Here is a 23,415-nt window from a genome sequence, read left to right on the forward strand (position 1 = left end):
ATTTGACTCCTTACGCCGCGATGGCATTCATGATCGCCGGTACCGACAGTTTATCCAGCGGGATCTCTGCCACCTGCCTGCGATCGCGCATGATGATGACGCGATCGGCATAGCCGACCAGCTCCTCCAGCTCGGACGAGATCACCAGCAGCGCCAGACCGTCGGCGCAGAGCGTTTCGATAAGCCGGATGATTTCGGCGTGCGCGCCCACGTCGATACCGCGCGTGGGCTCGTCGAGGATCAGGAATTGCGGCCTGGTGAGCAGCCAGCGCGAGAGGAGAACCTTCTGCTGGTTACCGCCCGAGAGGAACTCGATGGGCTGTTCCGCGCTCGGGGTACGTATACCGAGCTGGCGGATGAAGCGCTCGGCAATCGCGTTCTGCTCGCGCTTAGGGATCGGACGCAGCCAGCCGCGCTGGGCCTGTAGCGCCAGAATGATGTTTTCCCGCACCGAGGCGGCGGCAATAATCCCGTCCGTTTTCCTGTCCTCCGGACAGAAGCCCACGCCGAGGCACGACGCCTGATGCGGTGAACGTAGCGTTTGTGGTTTGCCTTTGATCAGCGCCGTTCCGCTGTCGGCAGGTTTGATCCCGAAGATGACTTCGGCGGTTTCGGTGCGCCCGGAGCCTAACAGCCCCGCCAGACCCACAATTTCACCGGGGCGTACCTCGAGGTTAAACGGCGCGATGGTCCCTTTTCTGCCGTAATCGTGAAACGCGGCGATCGGTTTTTCGCTCAGCAGCGTACGGCCCGCGCGCTGAAGCGCGTTAGTCTCCAGCTCGCGGCCCAGCATCATTTTGACCAGCTCTATCTGCGGCAGCTCGCGGGTTTCCCGGCAGCCGACAAAGCTGCCGTTGCGCAGCACCGTAATACGGTCGCTCACCTCGTAAACCTGATCGAGGAAATGCGTCACGAAAATCAGGCTGACGCCCTGATTACGCAGCTGGCGCATCAGGGTAAAAAGCATCTCCACTTCCTGGGTATCGAGGCTGGCGGTGGGTTCATCGAGGATCAGCACTTTCGCCGAGAGATCGATAGCGCGACAGATCGCGACGATTTGCTGCATCGCTACGGAAAAACGGTTCAGCGGTTCGCGCACGTCGAGAGAGAAGCCATACGATTCCATCAGCTTCGCGGCGCGCGCTTCCATCTCTTTGCGGCGCAGCAGGCCAAAACGTCTGGGTTCGCGGCCAATAAACAGGTTATCCGCTACCGACATGTTTGGCAGCAGGTTCACTTCCTGGTAGACCGTGCCGATCCCCAGTTGCTGGGCATGCGCGGTGTTTTTGGGCGAAATGGCGTTACCTTCCAGCCAGATAGCGCCGCGATCGGCGTGATAGACCCCGGTCAGGGTTTTAATCAGCGTCGACTTCCCCGCCCCGTTTTCGCCGAGCAACGCCATGATCTCCCCACGCCGCAGGCTGAAATCAACGTTATCCAGCGCCTTAACGCCAGGGAAAAATTTACTCAGGCCCTCTGTGCGGAGGATTTCCTGGTGTTGTTCGGTGGTCATGGTTTCCCCCTGCATCAGGCCGGATGACGCTACGCTTATCCGGCCTACAAAAGAGCGTATCGTAGGCCGGGTAAGCGCAGCGCCACCCGGCAATTTCACTGGATCAGTAGCCCATATTTTTCTTCTTCTCTAACTCTTCTTTCGCCGTGTCCGGCAGGTAGAGCGTGGATTTGGTGATGGTCAACTTCTCAGGCTGGGTGCCGTCTTTCTTGAATTTCTCCAGCGCATCGAATGCCGGGCCCGCCATATTTGGCGTCAGCTCCACGCTGGCGTTCGCTTCGCCGTCAATCATCGCTTTGTAGATGTCCGGTACGCCGTCGATCGAGCCGGTGAGGATATCTTTGCCCGGCTTCAGGCCCGCTTCTTTGATGGCCTGGATGGCGCCGATCACCATGTCGTCGTTGTGGGCGTAAACCATGCAGATATTTTTGCCGTTATTTTCTGCCTTGATGAAGCTTTCCATGACCTCTTTACCCTTACTACGGGTGAAGTCGCCGGACTGAGAACGGATGATCTTAATGTTTGGTGCTTTGGCGATGGCCTCCGCGAAACCTTTCTTACGGTCGATAGCCACGCTCGCCCCGACGGTGCCCTGCAACTCAACCACGTTACACGGCTTGCCATCCACCTGCTTCACCAGCCAGTCACCAATCAGTTTGCCTTCCAGCACGTTATCGGCGGTGACGGTGGTCATATAGAGAGATTTGTCTTTTACGTCGATGGAACGGTCGAGCAGGAATACCGGAATTTCAGCATCTTTGGCTTCCTTCAGCACCGGCTCCCAGCCCGTGGCGACAACCGGGGCAATAAAGATGGCATCCACGCCCTGAGCGATAAACGAGCGCACCGCTTTAATCTGGTTCTCTTGCTTTTGCTGACCATCGGCGATTTTCAGCGTAATACCGCGCTTTTCGGCCTCACTTTTCGCCACATTCGTTTCAGCGGCGCGCCAGCCAGATTCAGATCCGACCTGCGAAAATCCAACGGTTAAGGGTGCGGCCATCGCCATAGACGACATGGCTGCCGAAACTGCTGTAACAAGAAGTAAGCGCTTCCACATATGAACGTCCTCGTAGGGTAGGTTATTGTTGGTTAAAAGATGTTCCGCGGATGAACTATAGCCAATGGAATATGTTACGGATTGCGTTACATCACACTTCAGAAAAGTGAATAAAACGTTAATCACAAGTTTGTAATCGCTTTCATTTCAACATTTAAAATGCGGCTGAGTTTATGGATTATCCTGTCATGGAAACGGTCTGAAAAGTGAAGGCGCGAGGGAGAGAAGACGAAAACAGGCGGAGACTTTCAGCGCCAGTTGGCTATAATACCTGCCACTTGTTTACCATCCATTTTAAAGGACACCGACATGAGCTTACTCAACGTCCCTGCGGGTAAAGAACTGCCAGAAGACATCTACGTTGTGATCGAAATCCCGGCCAACGCAGATCCAATCAAATACGAAATCGACAAAGACACCGGTGCGCTGTTCGTTGACCGTTTCATGTCTACCGCCATGTTCTATCCGTGCAACTACGGCTACATCAACCACACTCTGTCTCTGGACGGTGACCCGGTTGACGTACTGGTCCCAACGCCATACCCATTGCAGCCAGGCTCCGTCATTCGCTGCCGTCCTGTTGGCGTGCTGAAAATGACTGACGAAGCGGGTGAAGATGCGAAACTGGTTGCCGTACCGCACACCAAGCTGAGCAAAGAGTACGATCACATTAAAGATGTGAACGACCTGCCAGAGCTGCTGAAAGCGCAGATCGCCCACTTCTTCGAGCACTACAAAGATCTCGAAAAAGGCAAATGGGTTAAAGTTGAAGGCTGGGATAACGCAGAAGCGGCGAAAGCAGAAATCATCGCCTCCTTCGAACGTGCTGCTAAGAAGTAATTCTTACTGCTGAGACTAAGCCCCGCGCGTCGGGGCTTTTTTGTGCCTGTCGATGCGCCCGGCGGCGCTTCGCTTGCTCGGGCCTACGGCGCAAAACGACAACGCCACCGTAAGGTGGCGTTGTCGTTTTTCAGAACTGGTCTCTGTCTAACCAGTTACCGCTTTCAATCAACGTTAACCCGTCGACCGAACGTTGGTACACGTACATCCATGCACTGCCGTAAGGCGTCTGGATCAACTGGCGAGCGTATTCACCGCCCCTGGTGCGCAAGGCATCAAGTTCGGCCAGCGTAGCATTATCAATACGATAAACCTCACCCTGTACCGTTCCGTTCCCCGGAACCGCGCCTGGATAGTGGCCCAGACTGTACAACTGGTAGTTTTCGATTGTGTAATTTCCCAGCAACTGGGCGTTGGTCATCCAGTGGCTGTTGCCTTGCCTGGTTCGTAAACTGCCGTAAACAAATATTCGCATTGCTAAAACTCAAACTGATAGAGCAGATCAAGTGCCTGGTCTACGCCGGACACTGCTTCCAGATATAGCTTAGGCATCAGGCGATAACGTAACGTGAGTGTAGCCAGTGAGTCAAAGATCCCCACGCCATATTTTACCTGTAGACCCGGCAGTACATAGCCGCTGACCACTACCTGCGAAGAGTCACCCACGCCCTGAGTGTCCAGCGCCAGATTGCTTACGCCAAACGTCTCGCCGATTTTACCCACAACCTGACCACTTTGTGCAACCCCCAGACCGACTAACATTGATGTCATTGCCGCGCCATCGCCCTGTTGGCTATCCAGACCCTGGCCGCGCAGCAGGTAAGAGAGCGCTTCCTGTTGCGACATGGCCGGGTCAGAGAAGATCTCTGCCTTAGGTTCATCGGCGGAGCCCGTCACGCGCACGCCTGCAATCACATCATCTTCGGTGGCTTCCGGGTTACGGATCGCTTCGATATTGAGTACCGGCTGATCCGGTGGACCGGAGAACAGCAGCTCGCCTTTACGCACAATCAAATCCTGACCGTAGGCATGGAAGCGCCCTTCAGGAATATTGATTTGTCCATTGAGGCCAAGCCCCTGTTGATCCTGCGCCACTTTCAGGTCACCCGTGAGTCTCGCCTTCAGCCCAAACGCGTCCAAACGCACGTTATTCCCCACGTGCACGATAAGATTACTATTGATCGGTATGCCAGCGCTCTTCTGTTCAACAGGTTTCAGATTTTCATTGAGCATAACTTCGTCACTGGAGACGCCAACCGCGCTTTCCGGCACCTCGTGAACCACGATGCGCGCCCACGGTACGTCAACACGGCCGTCCAGGGTGAAGAGACTCGGCGTTGCCTCAAAGACCACGTCTGGCGACACGTCCAGGCGCACCATCGGCGGTACCGTGATACGCACCCTGCTGCCCTTGGCCGCAATACGGGCGCGCCAGTTGTCGAGCTGGCTCCAGTCTGCGTCACCGCTCAGGTTGATTTGTCCCTGCTGCGTCAGCACTGAGCCACTGAGGGTTGAGCTTTGGCCGTTAAAGTTCATCGCCAGCTGGCTTGGCTGCATATCGAACGGCATAAAGTTACCGTCAATGTCCACACCGTTTAACCGCATCTGGCCAAACAGCTGCGGGCTTTGCGCATCCCCCGCCAGACGCAGGTTGGCGCTGAGCATCCCCGCCGCCTTTTCTCCCCGCGAGAAGATCGGATTCACCATCGCCAGGTTGAAGTTGCGAATATTGACGTTGCCGCCGAGATTGCGCCGCCCTTGCGGATCGGTAATTTGCACCTGTCCGTCAAACTGACCGTTGTTGGTCAGGCGGATCAGCCATCCCAGTTCCGCACGATTGTTACGCAGGTCAGCGTTCACATTCAGGGTGTCGAACGCCACCGGCAGCGGCGCGTCATTGACCTCCTGCGTCACCTTCACGTTACGCCCGGAGAGGGTAATGCTGCCCTGCGGCAGTCCCTCTTTGGTGGTGTCCCACGCGACGTCCGCTTTACCGCTGAAGACCCCGCTGGCCTGGGTGGTTTCCGGCATAAACGGTTTCAGCATCGCCAGGTCGAAACGGTTGAGGTTGATCTGCGCGCGTCCTTCCGCGCCTGCATCAATGGTCTGCGGCACGCACAGCTCAGCATTCGGGTTGGTCCAGCAGTGTGGCCCAATGCTGATCTTTTGCTCCGCGTTGCGGTAATCCAGCGCGACAGACCGCGACAGCACCAGCGGGCCGACCGGCGTGCTGAAGCGGGTGTTATCCAGCACGCCTTTCCAGCGCGTCGCCTGGCGGTCAAAACTGCCCGTCAGGTGCAGCTGCCCGGAGACCGGCTCGCCCTGCACGCGTAGCTGGAGATCGTGCTGCTTTTCGTTACCTTTTGCCGCCAGCGTGACCAGACTGATGTTCACGTCCGGCTGAGAGATACGCTCCACGCGCAGATCCAGGTTTCCGCCGATCTGATCGGTGGATTTCACGTCTCCCTCGACACGCACGCGGGCAATAGAAAGTTCCTGCCAGCGCAGGTTATTGGCGGTGATGTCCGCCAGCAGCTGCGGCGCCTCCACCGTACCGCGAACCTTCACTAACCCCTTCGCCGTGCCGCCAAGACCCGGCAGGGCGTTATCGAGATTTGGCGCGTCGATGGTGGCATCCAGATTGAGGTCTTTCACGCCCAGCTCGCCTTTGATATCCGCCGTGTTGCGACCCAGCGCCACGTGCAGGCCCGGGATCACCCACTGGAGATAGCTGTTGCCCTTAAGCGAGCCCTCTACGTTGACTTTGTTCTGCTTCACGTTGCCGGTGAGCTTGAGTTCCGGCAAGTCCATCTGCCAGGTGCCACCGTACAGGCTACCGCGGGTTTTGATCAGGCCATCCAGTTTTGACGGCCAGTCCGGGACCTCTTTAGCGGTGTTGATCCCGGTCAGCTTCAGCTCGCCGCGCCAGCTGATCGCCTGCTGCCAGTCGAGCAGCGCGGTCAGCTCGGTTTTTCCTTCCAGCGCCGCCACGGTCAGCTTGTCGAGGTTAACCTGCAACTCGTTACCCTTCGCATCCAGGGTGATATCGGCGGGCGGTACCCCCTGCCCCTTCACCGCCGTGCGGAACGACAGCGTGTAGTCGGTCATTTTGCCACTCAGCTTCAGCTTCAGATCGTCAGCCTGGAACTGTTTTTCGCCGGTGAACGGCCAGTAAAGCTGCTTGCTGTCAACCTCAAGATTGAGCGGTAAACCGGCCTCTGCCAGCTGGGTTTGCCCGCGCAGCACCATATCCACCGGTCCGGAGAGGTTTACGCCGAACTCCAGCTTCTCGCGCAGCGCGCCGCCGACTTTCACCTTCACCTTTTCGCCTTTCAGCGGATCGATGTTCAGGGCGCTGTTCAGCGTAATATCTATCGGCCAGTTGTCGCGCAGCAGCGCATTGCCTGAGGCGTTGACCGACCCCTGGTTAGTATCAATATCCAGCGCGTCGAGCTTCATGTTGCCGTCGATACTGCTGACTTTAAGCAGCATGTTGAAGACCGTCAGATCGGTATCGCCGGTCAGACGCAACTGCTCGCCCTTAAACTCTTCGATATTGAGGTTCAGCGGCAGATGCACGTCGGTCATCTCCGGCAGAACCGGTTTCGAGAAGAGATCTTTCAGCGTTTCGCCCAGCGGTTTTTCTTCCGGCTGCGGATTCTGGATCTTCGGCTCGACGATCTCTTCCTGCGCCACGTCGGCCACCTTCGGTAGCGCAATCAGCAGCCCTTGCAGGGAGGTTGGGGTCAGGGTGAGGTTTTTCTCCTGCCAGCGCAGACCGGAGGTGAAATCCATCACGGATACCGTCGTGTCGTCGATTTTGATATTGACGTTATCCAGTGCGACCCGGTAAAGCGCAATCGGGTACGGCGTGGAGAGGTTCAGCGGGCCGCTGTCCTCTTCTTCGACAGGCTCGGACTTCGGCATTTTTTTGGAATCTATCGCCACGTTAACGTCTTTTAGCGACAGATCGTTTACGCACAGCTGGCTGTCCCGCAGGCAGCCGAGCTTGACCGCCAGATGAAACTCGCCCGCGTTCACCGCCACGCCGGGCTGTTCATAACGGATATTTTTCAGGCGCAGATCGCGCCAGCCGCCCGTTACCTGGCCGATTTCCAGCCCCGGCACCCAGCGGTTCGCGGCGTTAAACAGCAAATGCAGGCCCGTGGTGGTGCCCACCAGAAACGCCACCGTACCGAGCAGTAATACGATAAAAATCAGCACCCCGAGGCTTATCTTCTTCCATAAACTCATAATTCAGGCCCCAGACCGATGTAAAACTGTAAACCGTGTTCGTCTTTGTCGCCCACCGGAACGGCGAAATCGAGCTTGATGGGCCCGACCGGTGACTGCCATCGCACGCCCACACCCGCGCCGGTTTTGAAATCGCTGCGGCGGATATCGTTCACCGCTTCACCGCCGTCGACAAACATGGCGCCCCACCATTTGCCGCTGACGTTGTACTGGTACTCCAGCGAGCCGGTCGCCAGTTTTGACGCCCCGGTCAACTGGCCTTTGTCGTTTTCAGGTGAGATCGATTTGTACTTATACCCGCGAATGCTGCGGTCGCCCCCCGCGAAGAAGCGCAGATCCGGCGGGACGCGTTCGAAATCACCGGTTTCGATCCAACCGAGATTACCGCGCATCACAAAGCGGTGTTTGTCGTACAGCGTGCGGATCCAGACGTTTTGCGCCTGAAAGACGGAGAAGTCTACGTCGGAGCCCCAGGCGGTGTTGGAGTAATCGATGGAGTAGCGCTGAGAGTCGCCCCAGGTCGGCATCAGGCCACCGCGCGAGCGGGTACGGCTGATCATCACGCCCGGATAAAGCAGCATGGTGGTGTTGGTGACGTTTGCCTGGGTAAAGTGGTCGAGGCTCCAGCGCAGGTTAATGGCGCGCTGCCAGCCGCTGGAGAGATCCCAGAAGCGTGATACCGCAAGCGTCGTCGAGTCCTGCTCGGTATCATTCAAATCGGTACGCTTAAAGCCGCCCTGCACGAGGTAGTATTGCTCAAGCGGATTTTTCAGCAGCGGCATTTTATAGCTGAAGTCCAGCTGCTGTTCAGGCGCAGACAGGCTGACGCTGGTGGTCAGGCTGTGGCCGTAGGAGTTCATCCACGGTTTTTTCCACGAGGCTTTCACGCGCGGGCCGACGTCCGTGGAGTAGCCGACACCGGTCTCAATGGTGTTCTCGGTGCGCGGAGAGACCACGCCATGCAGCGGTAACACTTTCGTTTTACGGGATTTATCAAATTCCGGCGCCACCACCACGGAGTTAAACCAGCCCGTCGCGGACAAACGACGGTTCAGCTCGCCCAGGTCGCTGGACTGGTAGTAGTCGCCCTTTTTAAACGGCACCAGATTTTGCAGATACTCGTCACGGATTTGCGATCCTTCGAAGGTCACATCGCCAAACCGGTAGCGCTCGCCGCTGTCGTAATCGATATCCCAGAATGCCTGACGTCGCTCAAGCGCAACGCCCAGCTGGCTTTTGTTGAACCGGCTGTCGAAGTAGCCTTTGCGCAGCGAAACGCTGGTTAAGGATTTTTTAAAACGATCGTAATCCCCGTGATTGAGCACGGTGCCCACTTTCGGACGGGTGCTGAGCAGATCCAGGTAGTCCCGATCGGTGCGCGCACCGCCGCGCAACACCACGTTCGTGCCGCCAATCAGGACGGGTTCGCCCGGCGAGACGCGGGCAATCAACACCTGGCGTCCTTTCGCCGGCGGCGGGCGTAAATCGAAATCGATGGTGGGTTCGTAGTACCCCAACGCCTTTAAGCCTTCGCGGATGGCGTCATCCACGCGCGCGCGAAAACGCCGATCCGGCGTGACCTCATCGCTCTGGATGGTAGAAAGCTGCGCACGCACGTTTTTTTCCAGCGCCCCGGATAACCCCTCAACCTGCAAACGGACATTCGCCGCGCTGGCAATCCCGCTGGTCAGCATTAAACTGACTAAACATAACTGGCGGATCTTTGTCACGTTTTCTCCTGAATATCCCTGTTTCCACCCTGGAAGCAAATGCAGTGCCGCTCCGCGACAAAATACGGCCTGAAAGCCAAAAACCCAAATTACGGGTTGAAAAAGGGTGTAACACCCAAATATTTCTTATGATTAAATCTAGACTCATTCATCGCGTTTATTGTGTTCAATTAAACGCTTCGTGACAACCTTAACCGAAACAACGCTACCCGGGAGGCCCCACCGTGAGTTTATTCGATAAAAAGCATCTGGTATCACAAGCCGATGCGTTACCGGGACGCAACACCCCTATGCCAGTGGCAACATTACACGCCGTAAACAACCATTCAATGACAAACGTTCCTGATGGAATGGAGATCGCCCTGTTTGCCATGGGCTGCTTCTGGGGCGTAGAACGCCTGTTCTGGCAACTGCCGGGCGTGTACAGCACCGCTGCGGGCTACACCGGAGGATATACGCCTAACCCAACCTACCGCGAAGTCTGTTCCGGTGAGACCGGTCATGCTGAAGCGGTGCGTGTGGTGTATGACCCGAGCGTCATTAGCTATGAACAGCTGCTCCAGGTGTTCTGGGAAAACCATGACCCGGCACAGGGCATGCGTCAGGGTAACGATCACGGCACCCAATACCGTTCGGCCATCTACCCGCTCACCCCAGAGCAGGAGGCCGCCGCCCACGCCAGCCTGACGCGTTTCCAGGAAGCGATGCAGGCGGCCGGTGATAAACGTCAGGTCACGACGGAAATCGCTACCGCGAAACCGTTCTACTATGCCGAAGACGACCACCAGCAGTACCTGCATAAAAATCCGTATGGCTACTGCGGTATCGGCGGCATTGGCGTTTGCCTGCCTCCACAGCAGGCCTGATTACTGCATCAGCGCCACGCGAGCCGCGTGGCGCGTGGCATTACTCACCGAACCGTAATCAATGACTTTCCCCTGCAACAGCAGGTTAAAAACCGGCGCCTGTGGCCGGTTTAGTCGCGTTTGCAGCAAATGCACCGCTTCTATGCCCAAATCCCGACAGGGCACCGTGATCCCCGTAATGGGCTTTTCAAGCCGGTTTGCTAAATTCCACGCAAAATCGGTGGTGATGATGGAGATGTCTTCCGGCACGCGCAGCCCATGCCGCTGTAACGCCTTCAGCACACCCTCGGTCATGCTGGTGCTGTTGGGAAAAATGACCTCAGGCCACTGCGCTCTGTCGTGACGTAACAGCCACGCATCCAGCTCGCGCTCAGCCTCTTCAGCGGTAAACCACTCCGTGACCAGTAAATCCCGCTGCGGCTCAAACGCCACATGAAAATGCCGGTACGCTTCTTTAATTCCATCCAGCCGGGCATAGAGCGTGTCCCGGCGTAAACAGGTGATGGTCAGCACCCGGCGATGCCCCTGCTCGAAAAGATATTGCATCGTGGTAAAGCCGATTGCGCGATGATCGGGGGAAACCGAATCCAGCACCCGGTCTCGGTCAACGGAATTAATTAATACACAGGGTTTATTCAGCGTGCTGGCCAGCTTAAATATGGTGGAATCATCCGTACCAATGATAATTATTGCGTTAATATTTTTATGGCTTGCCTTTTCCATAAATAATTTCACGTCCGCATTCTGTTCCTCTAATCCGCAATAACTGATCCAGACATTATGTGGCGCGCTGGCTTCCGCAATGCCTTTAGTCACTTCCAGATAAAAAATATCCCCACGACCCTGAAACGTTCTTTCAGGTGCAAATACAGCGATTCCGTTAATTAAGAGCCGCCCGCTCGCCATCGACTCCAGCACGCCAAGCTCCCGCGCGGTGCGGACAATGGCTTCCCGGGCCTTATCGCTGGTATAAGACTTGCCGCTCAACACCCTGGAAACCGTGCTCACGGAATATCCCGTCAGGGACGCGATCTCCTCCATTTTTAACTTGCCCGGCATAGTGTGACCTCGCTCTCAATCAGTTTTTGCAAATATTTGCAGAAACAGCGCTTTGATTTTAAAACCAAATTTCAAAATGGTTGGAGTTTACTTATTCACCTTGCGAGTATTCTCACAAAAACACATTGTCGCTACGTCTCGCCTTTCCTATTTTTCGGTCATCACGCTTTTTGGCTGAAATTAAGGTGAGACATGGAGAAGGTACGTTTTGGCATTATTGGTATAGGTAATATCGGTACGGTCCACGCACGCTATTTACTGGCCGGAACCGTCAGCGACGCCTGCCTTACGGCGGTGTGCGATAACGCGCCGGAAAAGCATCCGGCCATTCGGCAGTTGGTTGGCGGCATTCCGCTGTTCAGTGATGCGCAGGAGATGCTCCAGAGCGGGCTTATCGATGCGGTCATTGTCGCCACGCCGCATTACGATCACCCGCGCCTGTCGATGCTGGCGATGCGCCACGGCATTCATACCCTGTGTGAGAAGCCAGCAGGCGTCTACACCGCGCAGGTCCAGGAGATGAACGCCTGCGCCCGGGAGTGCGACGTGGTGTTCGGCATCATGTATAACCAGCGGCCCAACCCGCTGTATCAGAAAGTGAAAGATCTGATCGACAGCGGCGAGCTGGGCGAGATCCGCCGCTCCAACTGGATCATCACCAACTGGTATCGCTCGCAGAGTTACTACAACTCCGGCGGCTGGCGCGCCACCTGGAAAGGGGAAGGCGGCGGCGTGCTGCTCAACCAGGACCCGCATCAGCTCGATCTCTGGCAGTGGCTGGTGGGCATGCCGGTTCGTCTGCGCGCGTTTTGCCAGTTCGGTAAGCATCGCGATATCGAAGTGGAAGACGAGGTGACCGCCTATGCCGAATACGCCAGCGGTGCGACCGGCGTGTTCATCACCACCGTCGCGGAAACGCCGGGCACCAACCGCCTGGAGATTGTCGGCGATCGCGGTAAAGTGGTCGTCGACGAGGGCAAACTGCGCTACTGGCGGCTGCGCGAATCGGAAACCGAGTTTAACGCTCGCTGGCAGAATGGCTTCGGTGAGCCGGAATGCTGGGAGGTTTCTGTCCCTGTTGCCCCGGAATACAGCGAGCACCACGTCATCACCGCCAACTTCTGCGCCGCCGTGCTGCGCGGCGAGCCGCTGATTGCGCCGGGTCTGGAAGGCATTCACGGTTTAACCCTCTCTAACGCCATGCACCTCTCCACCTGGACTGACGACTGGGTTGAGCTACCGCTGAACGAAAAGCAATACCTGCGCCTGCTTCAGCAGCGCATCAGCACCTCTGTAGATAAAGGGGCCACCAGCATCACGCTGGATGCCGCGGGTACCTGGTAACACCGGAGAAAATCGATGTTAAATGTCGCCATTGTGGGAACAGGAAATATCTCCCATAACCATATTCAGGGTTATTTGCAGTTTGGACAGCGCTGCCGGATCGTTGCGCTGGTTGATATCTATCCGGAGAAAGCGGAAGAGAAAAAAGCGCGTTACGGCCTGACGGACGCCCGCGTGTACGCCAGCCACCGGCAGATGCTGGAGGATGCGCTTCCCATCGATATCGTTGACGTCTGCACCCCGCCCTATGTCCATGCGGAGATCAGCATTGATGCGCTTTATGCCGGCTGCCATGTGCTGTGCGAAAAACCGATGGCCGCCTCGCTGGAGGAGTGTGATGCGATGATCGCCGCCCAGCAGGCCAGCGGAAAAACGCTCTCCATCATTGCCCAGAACCGCTTTACCGATGCCTTCTGGCGCTTAAAAGCGGCGCTGGATTCCGGCCTCGCCGGAAAAATATGCCATGCGCAGGTGGATTCCTTCTGGTGGCGCGGACATTGCTACTACGACCTGTGGTGGCGCGGCACGTGGGAAAAAGAAGGAGGCGGCTGCACGCTGAACCACGCGGTGCACCATATCGACGCCATTCAGTGGATGCTCGGTTTCCCGTCTGAAGTGGTGGCGATGATGACCAACGTGGCCCATGACAACGCCGAAGTAGAAGACCTTAGCGCCGCGATATTCAAATACCCCAACGGCGCACTCACCCAGCTTACCGCCTCGGTAGTACACCACGGGGAAGATCAGAAGATCATTATCCAGGGTGATAAAGCGCGCATCTCCGCCCCATGGCAGGCTTATGCCAGCGTGAGTGCTGACAACGGCTTCCCGCAGGAGACCAACGATATTGAGCGAGAAGCCCAGCTTGACGCCGTTTTCCAGGCGACGCCCAGGCTCGAATGGACTCTGCACACCGGGCAGATCAACGACCTGCTTCAGAGCATTGAGCGCGGTACGGCCCCGCTGGTGGACGGCGTGCAGGGTAAGCGCTCGCTGGAGCTGATTACTGCGATGTATAAATCAGCCATTACCCGCAGTGTCGTTTCCCTGCCTGTTGGCCGCGATGATCCGTTTTACCGTACCGGCGGGACGAACGCCCTCGCCCCCCGTTTTTATGAAAAATCCGCAAGCGTCGCCAACTTCAGCGAAGTGGGCGCTATCCCTCTGGGTAAAGATCTGGATCGAGGACTGTAACCATGAACAAGAATGACGGAATGAACTACGCGCCGGTGGGCAAACCGCAGCCGGTGGTGCAGGCGGGTGAATTTGTATTTGCCGCCGCCGCGCTCGACCACGGCCATATCTACGGAATGTGTAATGGCCTGATTGAAGCAGGTGCCACGCTGAAGTGGGTTTACGATCCCGATCCGGCGAAAGTGGACACGTTTGTTCAGCAGTACCCGCAGGTGAAGGTGGCTGATTCCCTGGACGTTATTCTCGCCGATGACGACGTGCGCCTGGTGGCCGGGGCGGCCATCCCCTCCGAACGCTGTGCGCTGGGGCTGAAGGCGATGACGGCTGGCAAAGACTACCTCACGGACAAAGCGCCGCTCACCACCCTTGAACAGCTGGCAGACGCCAAAGCGATGGTGGAGAAAACCGGGAAAAAATACGCGGTCTACTACAGCGAGCGTCTGCACGTGGAAAGCGCGGTCTTTGCCGGGCAGTTGGTACAGCAAGGCGCCATTGGTCGCGTGGTGCAAACCCTGGGCATGGGGCCGCACCGGGAAGGGACTGGCCGCCCGGACTGGTTCTACGATCGCCGCTATTTCGGCGGCATCCTGTGCGACATCGGCAGCCACCAGATCGAGCAGTTCCTGTTTTATACCGGCAACCGCGACGCCACCGTGGTCGCCAGCCAGGTGCGCAACGTTAACCACCCGCAGTATCCCGCATTCGAAGATTTTGGCGACGCCATGCTCAAAGGAGAAAACGGCGCCAGCGGCTATTTCCGTTGTGACTGGTTCACTCCTGACGGGCTCTCTACCTGGGGCGATGGTCGCCTGACGCTGCTCGGTACCGACGGGTATATCGAGATCCGTAAATATGTCGATCTCACCCGGGGCGAGCAGGATGTCGTCTACCTCGTCAATAACGAGGGCGAGTTCCGCTATCCTGTGGCCGGGCAGGTTGGGTTCCCGTACTTTGGCGAACTGATCCTCGACTGCCTGCACCGCACCGAAAATGCCATGACTCAGGCGCACGCTTTCAAAGCTGCCGAACTGTGCGTGAAAGCACAAATGCTCGCAAACGCAGCTGACTAAGGGGACGACATGAACATCCTGAACACGGCGATTATCGGTGCCGGGGCTATTCACAGTTGCCATGTGAATGCCCTGAGGCAAATCCCCAATGTCGCGCTGCGCGCGCTGGTCGATATCGACAGCGTCAAAGGACTGAAGCTGGCGATGAACTATCAGTGCCGCTTTTATCAGGATTACCGGGAAATGCTGCTGGATGACAGCATCGACGTGGTGCATATCTGCACGCCCCACTTCGAGCACAAAAACATGATTCTGACGGCGCTGGCCGCCGGGAAACATGTCTTTTGCGAAAAACCGGTGGGCATGAACAGCAGCGAGCTTGCCGACATTGCCTCTGCCGCCGCGCAGGCACCCGGCAGGCTCGGCGTCTGCTACCAGAACCGGCTCAATCCGACCAGCCTGCGCATTCGCAAGGAGCTGGCGGAAGGCGTACTGGGAAAGATGTTAAGTATCAAAGCTGTGCTGACCTGGTCCCGCTCGGGGGCGTATTACACGGAAAGCCCGTGGCGCGGGCAGCTGGCAACGGAAGGTGGAAGCCTGCTAATCAACCAGGCGATCCATACCCTCGATCTGATGCAGTGGTTCGCGGGTGGCGTCACGCGGCTGAAGGGGGTAGTCGACAGCGGGGAACTGGCTGACGTCACGCAAGGGGAAGACAGCGCGATGGCCACGCTTCACTTTACCAACGGTGCGCGCGGTCTGTTTTATGCCAGCAACTGCCACACCACGGATTCCCCCCTCTGTCTGGAGATCCAGTGCGAGCGCGGCTCACTGCTGCTCAACGACAACACGCTCTGGCGCATAACGCCCGGCGAACGATTTCGCCTGGAAAGCGATGCCTCTCCCGATGGCACCGCAAAAAGTTACTGGGGATTAGGACACCAGCAGGCGATCCGCCGTTTTTATCACGCTATTCATCACCCGGAGAGTACGGATTTTACCGATATTTGTACCGCCGGAAAATCACTCAAGATTGTGGAGGCTTTTTATCGGTCATCTCAGTTAAGACAATGGATAGATATTAATAATTAGAACGTCACGTGTAGTCCAGCAGTGCAATAAAAATACAACCTCTACATCTACCCTACACTGGATATTATTATGGTTAAACCAACTGAACGCAGAGTGGGTTATGGCGTGGCGCTTGGCTACGGCATAACCGACCTCTTTGGCGGAGGCGCTTTCGCCATTATCGGCACCTGGCTGTTATTTTTTTACACCACCTATTGCGGATTATCCGTCGTGGAAGCCGGCTCTATATTTGCTATTGCTCGCGTCATTGACGCGGTATTAAGCCCGATAATGGGTTACATCACCGACAATTTCGGCGACACCTGGCTTGGGCGTAAATTTGGCCGTCGTCGTTTCTTCTTATTACTCAGCTCTCCCTTAATGTTCCTCTATGCTCTGCTGTGGCTGACGGACATGGGTTACTGGTATTACCTGGGCACCTATCTTTCCATCGAACTGCTTTCAGCGATGGTGCTGGTGCCGTGGGAAACCCTCGCCGCGGAGATGACCAACCGCTATGAAGAGCGCAGCCGCCTGTCGGGCGTACGGATGATCTGCTCGCAATTGGGCGGTTTTCTTGCGGTGTCGGTTCCGGGCGTGATTATGCAATTTACCGGCAAAGATAATTCCTTTACCTACACGCTAACCGGACTGATATTTTCCTGCGTCTTTTGCATCGCGGTATTTATTACCTGGTACAGCACCTGGGAAGCAAAAGATGTGCATCAGGAGTATGACTTCAAAGTTGATACCCAGCGCAGCAGCGGAGTAATTAATCACCTCAAATATCTGGTGCTGGATCTCTTCTCTTCTTTTCGTATTCGCGCTTTCCGCCTGCATATTCTTATTTATATTTTCTCCTTCACCGCGATGGACGTATTTGGTTCAGTCTTTACCTATTACGTGGTGTATTGCCTGAGTCAGGATGCGGCAGCAGTGTCCGGCTGGCTAAGTATTGCGGCTTTTGCCTCCGTGCCGGGCACGTACGGATTTATGCTGTTACTCAACAGGCTGAACATGACCCCTTCCGCCGCACTGCGCCTTTCGTATAGCTGCATTTTCCTGGTGCTGGCATTCCTGTTTACGGTTTATCTCACCAAAACAGAGGTGCCAACGCTGCTGTTCTCCGCCGTCTTCATCCTGCTGGGTGCAGCCCGTTCCGGCCTCTATTACATTCCGTGGAATATTTATAGCTTTATTCCGGATATCGACGAGATCGTCACGCAGCAACGCCGGGAAGGCATTTTCGCTGGCGTAATGGTGTTGACCCGCAAAAGCACCGTCGCCATTGCGATTATGATTATCGGCCTGGTGTTGCAGGAGTCCGGTTTTGTGAAAGGCAGTGGCGCACAGCCTGAAAGCGCGCTGGGAGCAATAATTGGCCTGATGATTTTTGCCACCGCCGCGCTGCTGGCAGTGAGCTTCTTCGCGACCTACAAATTTAAGCTGACCCGCGAGACGCATAAGGTGCTGCTCAAGGAGATCGCGCGTCGGAAGCTCGGTGGCGACTATCGCGACTGCGACGCCAGCACCCGCGTGGTCATCAAACAGCTGACAGGCTATGAGTACGATCAGGTCTGGGGCGGCGATGCCACACGCCTGGCTGTGGGCGAAAACTTATCCATCGTGAAATAGCCCTTCTCGCCGGATCGGCCCCGTGCCGGTCCGGCTTTTTTTGCCGAAAACGTGACCTCTGGCAGGTTTACACGTCTTTACGCTATACTACCGCTGAAATAATCGGCTCAACGCTACGAGCTGAGTTCAATGTGTCTTCACACGAATGGTATCAACTCCCCTTCTGAGGATCTGGCGAGAAGCCGGATAAACTATGTTAAACAGTATTTTAGTAATACTTTGTCTTATTGCCGTCAGTGCATTTTTCTCGATATCGGAGATCTCGCTGGCTGCCTCCCGTAAAATCAAACTGAAGCTGCTTGCCGACGAGGGCAACATCAACGCATCACGCATTCTGAAAATGCAGGAAAACCCCGGCATGTTCTTTACCGTGGTGCAGATTGGCCTGAACGCGGTCGCCATCCTTGGCGGTATCGTGGGCGATGCAGCGTTTTCTCCGGCGTTTTATAGCCTCTTTGTTAAGTACATGTCCGTAGAGCTGGCCGAGCAGTTGAGCTTCATCCTCTCCTTCTCCCTGGTCACCGGCTTGTTCATTTTATTCGCGGACCTGACCCCGAAACGCATCGGTATGATTGCGCCAGAAGCTGTGGCTTTGCGTATCATCAACCCGATGCGCTTCTGCCTGTATGTCTTCCGTCCGCTGGTGTGGTTCTTTAACGGCCTGGCGAACGTCATTTTCCGCATCTTCAAGCTGCCGATGGTGCGTAAAGACGACATCACCTCCGACGATATTTATGCGGTGGTGGAAGCCGGGGCGCTGGCAGGCGTGCTGCGTAAGCAGGAGCACGAGCTGATTGAGAACGTTTTCGAACTGGAATCCCGTACCGTGCCGTCCTCCATGACCGGCCGTGAAAACATCATCTGGTTCGATCTGCATGAAGACGAGCAGAGCCTGAAGACCAAAGTGGCGCAGCATCCGCACTCCAAGTTCCTGGTCTGTAACGAAGATATCGACCATATCATCGGCTATGTGGACTCCAAAGACCTGCTGAACCGCGTGCTGGCAAACCAGAGCCTGGCGCTGAACAGCGGCGTGCAGATCCGCAATACCCTGATAGTGCCGGACACCCTGACGCTCTCCGAAGCGCTGGAAAGTTTCAAAACCGCCGGAGAAGACTTCGCGGTGATCATGAACGAATACGCGCTGGTGGTGGGCATTATCACCCTCAACGACGTTATGACGACCCTGATGGGCGACCTGGTCGGCCAGGGGCTGGAAGAACAGATTGTTCAGCGTGACGAAAATTCATGGCTCATCGATGGCGGTACGCCGATTGAAGACGTCATGCGCGTACTCGACATTGACGAGTTCCCGCAGTCAGGCAACTACGAGACCATCGGCGGCTTTATGATGTTTATGCTGCGTAAAATCCCGAAACGTACCGACTCGGTGAAGTTCTCCGGCTTCAAGTTTGAAGTGGTGGATATTGATAACTACCGCATCGACCAGCTGCTGGTAACGCGTATTGATAGCAAACCGACCGTGCTGGTGCCGAAACTGCCGGATGCCGAAGAGAAGGTGTCAGCGTAATCCTTTGTATGCCCCACAAACATCAACGGCTCCCATCGGGAGCCGTCTTTTTAACTACTACTGCATAGCACGTTGGTTAAGCCATCTCAGTTTGCAGACGCATAACCTGACGGTTGACTTCGGACATCACAGACAAGTGCTGTTTGTCCTTCACTTTTGGGATAAGGATTTTGCCCTTATCGAACTCAAAAGCGCCAACATCCTTGATGTACAACCGTCCACGGAACAGGATCTTCACGTACTTCGCCACCTGAAGCGGGTTGTAGCGTTGGAAAATTTTCATTCTTGTATCTCCTGCGAATCATACGCTCTTGCGGTGCCACAATCGGCCCGACTGTCCTGAGCGCAAATTTTGATGCCCAATGACTATAGACCAGAACCTCGTACTTACCCAGTGTGCATAAGTTTATTTACCGTTTGATTACAATTATTCAGAATAATCTTTGCAAAGCGTGATACAGCGCAGTATATGCCGTCGTTTTTGCATGGATATGTGCGTTCGCCCGCAAACTGGCATCGGGATTGCGGGAAAAGCCTATTGATCGCACTTATGATTAAAAGCGCATGACCAAGTGGTCGGATCACCTGCTAACAATAAGGAAACACCATGACCCTACGTAACCTCCTGGCAGCAGCTTGCCTGTTGCTGCCGCTGATGGCTTCCGCACACAACATTGAAAAAGGACAACGTGTCCCGCCGGTCGGCATTGCTGACCGGGGAGAATTGATTCTCGACAATGATAAGTTTAGCTATAAAGCCTGGAATAGCGCGCAGCTTGCGGGCAAAGTGAGAGTTGTACAACATATTGCCGGACGTACATCCGCTAAAGAGAAAAATGCCACCCTCGTGGAAGCGATCAAAGCCGCAAAACTCCCGCACGATCGCTACCAGACCACCACCATCGTGAACACCGACGACGCGATTCCCGGCTCCGGGATGTTTGTGCGATCAAGCCTTGAGAGCAATAAGAAGCTCTATCCGTGGTCGCAGTTTATTGTCGACAGCAACGGCGTGACGCGTAAGGCGTGGCAGCTGGAAGAAGAGAGTTCAGCGATTGTCGTGCTGGACAAAAACGGTCGCGTACAGTGGGTTAAAGACGGCGCGCTGACGCAGGATGAGGTGCAGCAGGTGGTTGCCCTGCTGCATAAGCTACTGACTCAGTAAAGTGACACCCGGAAGCCCGGATTCAGGAATGACTCGCGCGGGGTGTAGTCCAGTGGCTTACCCTGCCAGTCATGCACATGCGCGCCAGCGGCCGCCGCCACCGCATGCCCTGCCGCCGTATCCCAGACGTTCGTCGGCCCGAAACGGGGGTACAGCTGCGCCTGCCCTTCCGCCACCAGACAGAACTTCAGCGACGAGCCAATCGACGTCGTCTGGTGTTCACCCAGCTGTTGCAGATACTCCTCCAGCTCGCTGTCACTGTGCGAGCGGCTGATCACCACCAGCGGAGGACGAGCATCACGCACCTGGATCTGCTTACGCACGCCGCACTCTTCCTTCCAGGCTTTACCTTCCGCCGCGCTGTACATTACTTTCATCACCGGGGCGTAAACCACGCCAAGCACCGCTTTTCCTTTTTCAATCAGGGCGATGTTGACGGTGAATTCACCGTTACGCTTGATAAACTCTTTCGTGCCGTCCAGCGGGTCGACAAGCCAGTAACGCTGCCAGTGCTGACGTTCATCCCAGCTCTGGGGCGCTTCTTCAGAAAGGACCGGAATATCCGGCGTCAGGGCCTGCAAACCTTTCAGGATCACCGCATGCGCCGCGATATCCGCCGCCGTCACCGGGGAGTCATCCGCTTTGCTGACAACATCCATCGGTTTCGCACCGTCGTACACCTGCATAATGGCATCACCCGCATCCCGTGCGAGCTGACAAATTTTATCTAACATTCTCCACCTCTTCGTTAACGCAGTGGGCATAACTTATTGTTTTAGTTATATCGTAATGTGAACAATTCCGCTATCTGTGAAGCAATTCTGGTTTCAGCGCCCTTTTTTCTGGCAGCATTCACACTTCTGTAAGCAACAAATACTACATACATATTCTTTTGTGGCTTGGATCGAAAAAAGGACTCCTCAGATGATTAAGTTTAGCGCAACGCTCCTGGCAACGCTGATTGCGGCAAGCGTTCAGGCAGCGACGGTGGATCTCCGTATTCTGGAAACCACCGATCTGCACAGCAATATGATGGACTTCGATTACTACAAAGATACCCCTACGGAAAAATTCGGACTGGTACGCACGGCAAGTTTGATCAACGCCGCCCGCGGTGAAGTGAAAAACAGCGTGCTGGTCGATAACGGGGACTTAATTCAGGGCAGCCCGCTCGGAGACTACATGGCGGCGAAGGGGCTGAAAAAAGGCGAGATCCATCCTGTTTATAAGGCAATGAATACGCTGGACTATGCCGTCGGCAACCTGGGCAACCACGAATTTAACTACGGCCTGAAATACCTGCACGACGCGCTGGCAGGAGCGAAATTCCCGTACGTTAACGCCAATATCATCGACGTTAAGACGAAGAAGCCGCTCTTCACCCCTTATCTGATTAAAGAGACCGAGGTTGTCGACCAGGACGGTAAAAAACAGACGCTGAAAATCGGCTATATCGGTTTTGTGCCGCCGCAGATCATGACGTGGGATAAAGCCAACCTCGACGGGAAAGTGACCGTCAACGACATTACCGAAACCGCGCGCAAATACGTGCCGGAGATGCGGGCGAAAGGGGCGGATGTGGTCGTCGTCGTGGCGCACTCTGGCCTCTCGGCCGACCCGTATCAGGTGATGGCTGAGAACTCCGTGTACTACCTCAGCCAGGTGCCGGGCGTGGATGCGATCCTGTTCGGTCACGCCCACGCCGTCTTCCCGGGTAAAGATTTCGCTGCTATCAAAGGCGCGGACATCGAAAAAGGGACGCTCAACGGTGTGCCATCGGTAATGCCGGGCATGTGGGGCGACCACCTTGGCGTGGTGGATCTGGTGCTGAATAACGACAGCGGAAGCTGGAAAGTCACGCAGTCGAAAGCGGAAGCGCGTCCGATCTACGACGCAGCGGCCAAAAAATCTCTGGCAGGGGAAGATAAAAAGCTGGTCGACATCCTGAAGCATGACCACGACGCGACGCGTGAATTTGTCAGCAAGCCGATCGGTAAATCGGCTGATAACATGTACAGCTTCCTCGCGCTGGTACAGGATGACCCGACCGTGCAGGTCGTCAACATGGCGCAGAAAGCCTATGCGGAGCACTATATTCAGGGCGATCCGGATCTGGCAAATCTGCCGGTACTGTCTGCCGCGGCGCCATTCAAAGTGGGCGGGCGGAAGAACGATCCGGCCAGCTACGTTGAGGTGGAAAAAGGCCAGCTGACCTTCCGTAATGCCGCCGATCTCTACCTCTATCCCAACACCCTCGTGGTGGTGAAAGCTACCGGGAAAGAGGTGAAGGAGTGGCTGGAGTGCTCTGCCGGGCAGTTCAACCAGATCGATCCGCAAAGCAGCAAACCGCAGTCGCTGATTAACTGGGACGGTTTCCGCACCTACAACTTCGACGTGATCGACGGCGTGGAATATCAGATTGACGTTACCCAGCCCGCGAAATATGACGGCGAATGTCAGGCCATTAATCCGCAGGCAGAACGCATCAAAAACCTGACCTTCAACGGCAAAGCGATTGATCCGAATGCCACTTTCCTGGTGGTGACCAACAACTACCGCGCCTATGGCGGCAAGTTTGCCGGTACGGGTGACAGCCACATCGCCTTTGCCTCGCCGGATGAGAACCGTTCGGTGCTGGCGGCGTGGATCAGCGCGGAGTCGAAAAAGACGGGTGAAATTCATCCGGCGGTGGATAACAACTGGCGACTTGCGCCGATCCACAGCGACACTAAGCTGGATATTCGCTTTGAAACGTCACCGACCGACAAGGCGGCCGCGTTCATTAAGGATAAGGCGCAGTATCCGATGAAGAAGGTCGCGACGGATGATATTGGGTTCGCGATTTATCAGGTGGATTTGAGCAGGTAAAAGCAAAACGGCAACGCACGTTGCCGTTTTTTTTTGGTGTTTGTTCCCTCTCCCCGTGGGCTGAGGGTTCCCCAGTAATTTGAAAGCAAAAGCTATAACGTTGCCTCAGAATAACTGAGGGCTTTCAGCGATGCCTCGGTCCGGCTGTAAATCGCTGAGGCGTTTCCTGTAGGCCGGGGCGAGGCGCAGGGATGCGCCGAGAGGGCGGGCTTTACAGGGATGTTACCTCCGCCCGTCCCCGATAAGCCGGAAGGAATGAGCCGAAGGCACCGCGA

Annotated in this window: 18 protein-coding genes; 10 read left to right on the forward strand and 8 right to left on the reverse strand. The window is 55.9% G+C overall.

Annotation, left to right across the window (positions count from 1 at the left end):
* Positions 1-10 precede the first annotated feature (10 nt).
* Both ytfR and ytfQ read right to left on the reverse strand, forming a co-directional pair.
* On the reverse strand, positions 11-1,513 hold the full coding sequence (gene ytfR, locus IM290_RS06880) for a galactofuranose ABC transporter, ATP-binding protein YtfR (RefSeq protein WP_047637823.1): 1,503 nt from the start codon (positions 1,511-1,513) through the stop codon (positions 11-13).
* 103 nt (positions 1,514-1,616) lie between these two features.
* On the reverse strand, positions 1,617-2,573 hold the full coding sequence (gene ytfQ, locus IM290_RS06885) for a galactofuranose ABC transporter substrate-binding protein YtfQ (protein WP_017383924.1): 957 nt from the start codon (positions 2,571-2,573) through the stop codon (positions 1,617-1,619).
* Positions 2,574-2,882: 309 nt separating this feature from the next.
* On the opposite strand from ytfQ, the gene ppa reads away from it, so the two are divergent.
* A complete protein-coding gene (gene ppa, locus IM290_RS06890; RefSeq protein WP_006810347.1) occupies positions 2,883-3,413 on the forward strand; it encodes an inorganic diphosphatase in 531 nt (176 codons plus the stop codon).
* A 130-nt stretch (positions 3,414-3,543) separates the two neighbouring features.
* Here ppa and IM290_RS06895 read toward each other — a convergent pair whose 3' ends face one another.
* Genes IM290_RS06895 through tamA form a run of 3 tightly spaced genes read right to left on the reverse strand, consistent with a single transcriptional unit; the run spans position 3,544 to position 9,397 of the window.
* Entirely contained in the window at positions 3,544-3,888 is a 345-nt protein-coding gene (locus IM290_RS06895) for a gamma-glutamylcyclotransferase (protein ID WP_017383925.1), read from the reverse strand.
* 2 nt (positions 3,889-3,890) lie between these two features.
* Positions 3,891-7,667, reverse strand: a complete 3,777-nt coding sequence (gene tamB, locus IM290_RS06900; protein ID WP_193042265.1) for an autotransporter assembly complex protein TamB — start codon at positions 7,665-7,667, stop codon at positions 3,891-3,893.
* Positions 7,664-9,397, reverse strand: coding sequence for an autotransporter assembly complex protein TamA (gene tamA / locus IM290_RS06905; protein ID WP_017694656.1), 1,734 nt, complete (start codon positions 9,395-9,397; stop codon positions 7,664-7,666). The genes tamB and tamA overlap by 4 nt, the downstream gene beginning before the upstream one ends.
* Positions 9,398-9,621: 224 nt before the next feature.
* On the opposite strand from tamA, the gene msrA reads away from it, so the two are divergent.
* Complete coding sequence (msrA, locus tag IM290_RS06910) at positions 9,622-10,263, forward strand: peptide-methionine (S)-S-oxide reductase MsrA (RefSeq protein ID WP_006810351.1); 642 nt, start codon at positions 9,622-9,624, stop codon at positions 10,261-10,263.
* Here the strand turns inward: msrA and IM290_RS06915 are convergent, their stop codons facing one another.
* Positions 10,264-11,322, reverse strand: coding sequence for a LacI family DNA-binding transcriptional regulator (locus IM290_RS06915; RefSeq protein ID WP_015572495.1), 1,059 nt, complete (start codon positions 11,320-11,322; stop codon positions 10,264-10,266).
* Between the two features lie 192 nt (positions 11,323-11,514).
* Between IM290_RS06915 and IM290_RS06920 the strand changes: the two genes are divergently transcribed.
* The 6 genes from IM290_RS06920 (at position 11,515) to IM290_RS06945 (ending at position 19,107) form a co-directional block, all read left to right on the forward strand.
* Complete coding sequence (locus IM290_RS06920; RefSeq protein ID WP_058687197.1) at positions 11,515-12,666, forward strand: Gfo/Idh/MocA family protein; 1,152 nt, start codon at positions 11,515-11,517, stop codon at positions 12,664-12,666.
* A gap of 15 nt (positions 12,667-12,681) precedes the next feature.
* Positions 12,682-13,860, forward strand: a complete 1,179-nt coding sequence (locus IM290_RS06925; RefSeq protein ID WP_193042264.1) for a Gfo/Idh/MocA family protein — start codon at positions 12,682-12,684, stop codon at positions 13,858-13,860.
* Between the two features lie 2 nt (positions 13,861-13,862).
* Positions 13,863-14,930 carry a Gfo/Idh/MocA family protein gene (locus IM290_RS06930; protein WP_193042263.1) on the forward strand — a complete coding sequence of 356 codons (1,068 nt, stop codon included), beginning with the start codon at positions 13,863-13,865 and terminating at the stop codon, positions 14,928-14,930.
* A gap of 9 nt (positions 14,931-14,939) precedes the next feature.
* On the forward strand, positions 14,940-15,962 hold the full coding sequence (locus IM290_RS06935; RefSeq protein ID WP_193042262.1) for a Gfo/Idh/MocA family protein: 1,023 nt from the start codon (positions 14,940-14,942) through the stop codon (positions 15,960-15,962).
* A 69-nt stretch (positions 15,963-16,031) separates the two neighbouring features.
* On the forward strand, positions 16,032-17,576 hold the full coding sequence (locus IM290_RS06940; protein WP_032652309.1) for an MFS transporter: 1,545 nt from the start codon (positions 16,032-16,034) through the stop codon (positions 17,574-17,576).
* A gap of 193 nt (positions 17,577-17,769) precedes the next feature.
* Positions 17,770-19,107 (forward strand): hemolysin family protein, encoded by a 1,338-nt coding sequence (locus IM290_RS06945; RefSeq protein ID WP_006810357.1) that lies wholly within the window; start codon positions 17,770-17,772, stop codon positions 19,105-19,107.
* 76 nt (positions 19,108-19,183) lie between these two features.
* Here the strand turns inward: IM290_RS06945 and IM290_RS06950 are convergent, their stop codons facing one another.
* Positions 19,184-19,390: a DUF1107 domain-containing protein gene (locus IM290_RS06950; protein WP_003856054.1), complete on the reverse strand. Its 207-nt coding sequence runs from the start codon at positions 19,388-19,390 to the stop codon at positions 19,184-19,186.
* A 324-nt stretch (positions 19,391-19,714) separates the two neighbouring features.
* Between IM290_RS06950 and IM290_RS06955 the strand changes: the two genes are divergently transcribed.
* Complete coding sequence (locus IM290_RS06955; RefSeq protein ID WP_017383934.1) at positions 19,715-20,272, forward strand: YtfJ family protein; 558 nt, start codon at positions 19,715-19,717, stop codon at positions 20,270-20,272.
* Here IM290_RS06955 and cysQ read toward each other — a convergent pair.
* Complete coding sequence (gene cysQ, locus IM290_RS06960) at positions 20,266-21,006, reverse strand: 3'(2'),5'-bisphosphate nucleotidase CysQ (protein WP_015572488.1); 741 nt, start codon at positions 21,004-21,006, stop codon at positions 20,266-20,268. The two genes, IM290_RS06955 and cysQ, sit on opposite strands and share 7 nt — an antisense overlap.
* Positions 21,007-21,196: 190 nt before the next feature.
* Between cysQ and IM290_RS06965 the strand changes: the two genes are divergently transcribed.
* Positions 21,197-23,140: a bifunctional 2',3'-cyclic-nucleotide 2'-phosphodiesterase/3'-nucleotidase gene (locus IM290_RS06965; protein WP_193042261.1), complete on the forward strand. Its 1,944-nt coding sequence runs from the start codon at positions 21,197-21,199 to the stop codon at positions 23,138-23,140.
* Positions 23,141-23,415 lie beyond the last annotated feature (275 nt).

This window comes from Enterobacter cloacae complex sp. S1 (assembly GCF_014930525.1).
Taxonomy (GTDB): Bacteria; Pseudomonadota; Gammaproteobacteria; order Enterobacterales; family Enterobacteriaceae; genus Enterobacter; species Enterobacter hormaechei_C.

Coding starts and splice junctions, on each gene's coding strand:
- ytfR (WP_047637823.1), bottom strand. CDS start 1,513: ATGACCACCGAACAACACCAGGAAATCCTCCGCACAGAGGGCCTGAGT.
- ytfQ (WP_017383924.1), bottom strand. CDS start 2,573: ATGTGGAAGCGCTTACTTCTTGTTACAGCAGTTTCGGCAGCCATGTCG.
- ppa (WP_006810347.1), top strand. CDS start 2,883: ATGAGCTTACTCAACGTCCCTGCGGGTAAAGAACTGCCAGAAGACATC.
- IM290_RS06895 (WP_017383925.1), bottom strand. CDS start 3,888: ATGCGAATATTTGTTTACGGCAGTTTACGAACCAGGCAAGGCAACAGC.
- tamB (WP_193042265.1), bottom strand. CDS start 7,667: ATGAGTTTATGGAAGAAGATAAGCCTCGGGGTGCTGATTTTTATCGTA.
- IM290_RS06915 (WP_015572495.1), bottom strand. CDS start 11,322: ATGCCGGGCAAGTTAAAAATGGAGGAGATCGCGTCCCTGACGGGATAT.
- IM290_RS06920 (WP_058687197.1), top strand. CDS start 11,515: ATGGAGAAGGTACGTTTTGGCATTATTGGTATAGGTAATATCGGTACG.
- IM290_RS06925 (WP_193042264.1), top strand. CDS start 12,682: ATGTTAAATGTCGCCATTGTGGGAACAGGAAATATCTCCCATAACCAT.
- IM290_RS06930 (WP_193042263.1), top strand. CDS start 13,863: ATGAACAAGAATGACGGAATGAACTACGCGCCGGTGGGCAAACCGCAG.
- IM290_RS06935 (WP_193042262.1), top strand. CDS start 14,940: ATGAACATCCTGAACACGGCGATTATCGGTGCCGGGGCTATTCACAGT.
- IM290_RS06940 (WP_032652309.1), top strand. CDS start 16,032: ATGGTTAAACCAACTGAACGCAGAGTGGGTTATGGCGTGGCGCTTGGC.
- IM290_RS06945 (WP_006810357.1), top strand. CDS start 17,770: ATGTTAAACAGTATTTTAGTAATACTTTGTCTTATTGCCGTCAGTGCA.
- IM290_RS06950 (WP_003856054.1), bottom strand. CDS start 19,390: ATGAAAATTTTCCAACGCTACAACCCGCTTCAGGTGGCGAAGTACGTG.
- IM290_RS06955 (WP_017383934.1), top strand. CDS start 19,715: ATGACCCTACGTAACCTCCTGGCAGCAGCTTGCCTGTTGCTGCCGCTG.
- cysQ (WP_015572488.1), bottom strand. CDS start 21,006: ATGTTAGATAAAATTTGTCAGCTCGCACGGGATGCGGGTGATGCCATT.
- IM290_RS06965 (WP_193042261.1), top strand. CDS start 21,197: ATGATTAAGTTTAGCGCAACGCTCCTGGCAACGCTGATTGCGGCAAGC.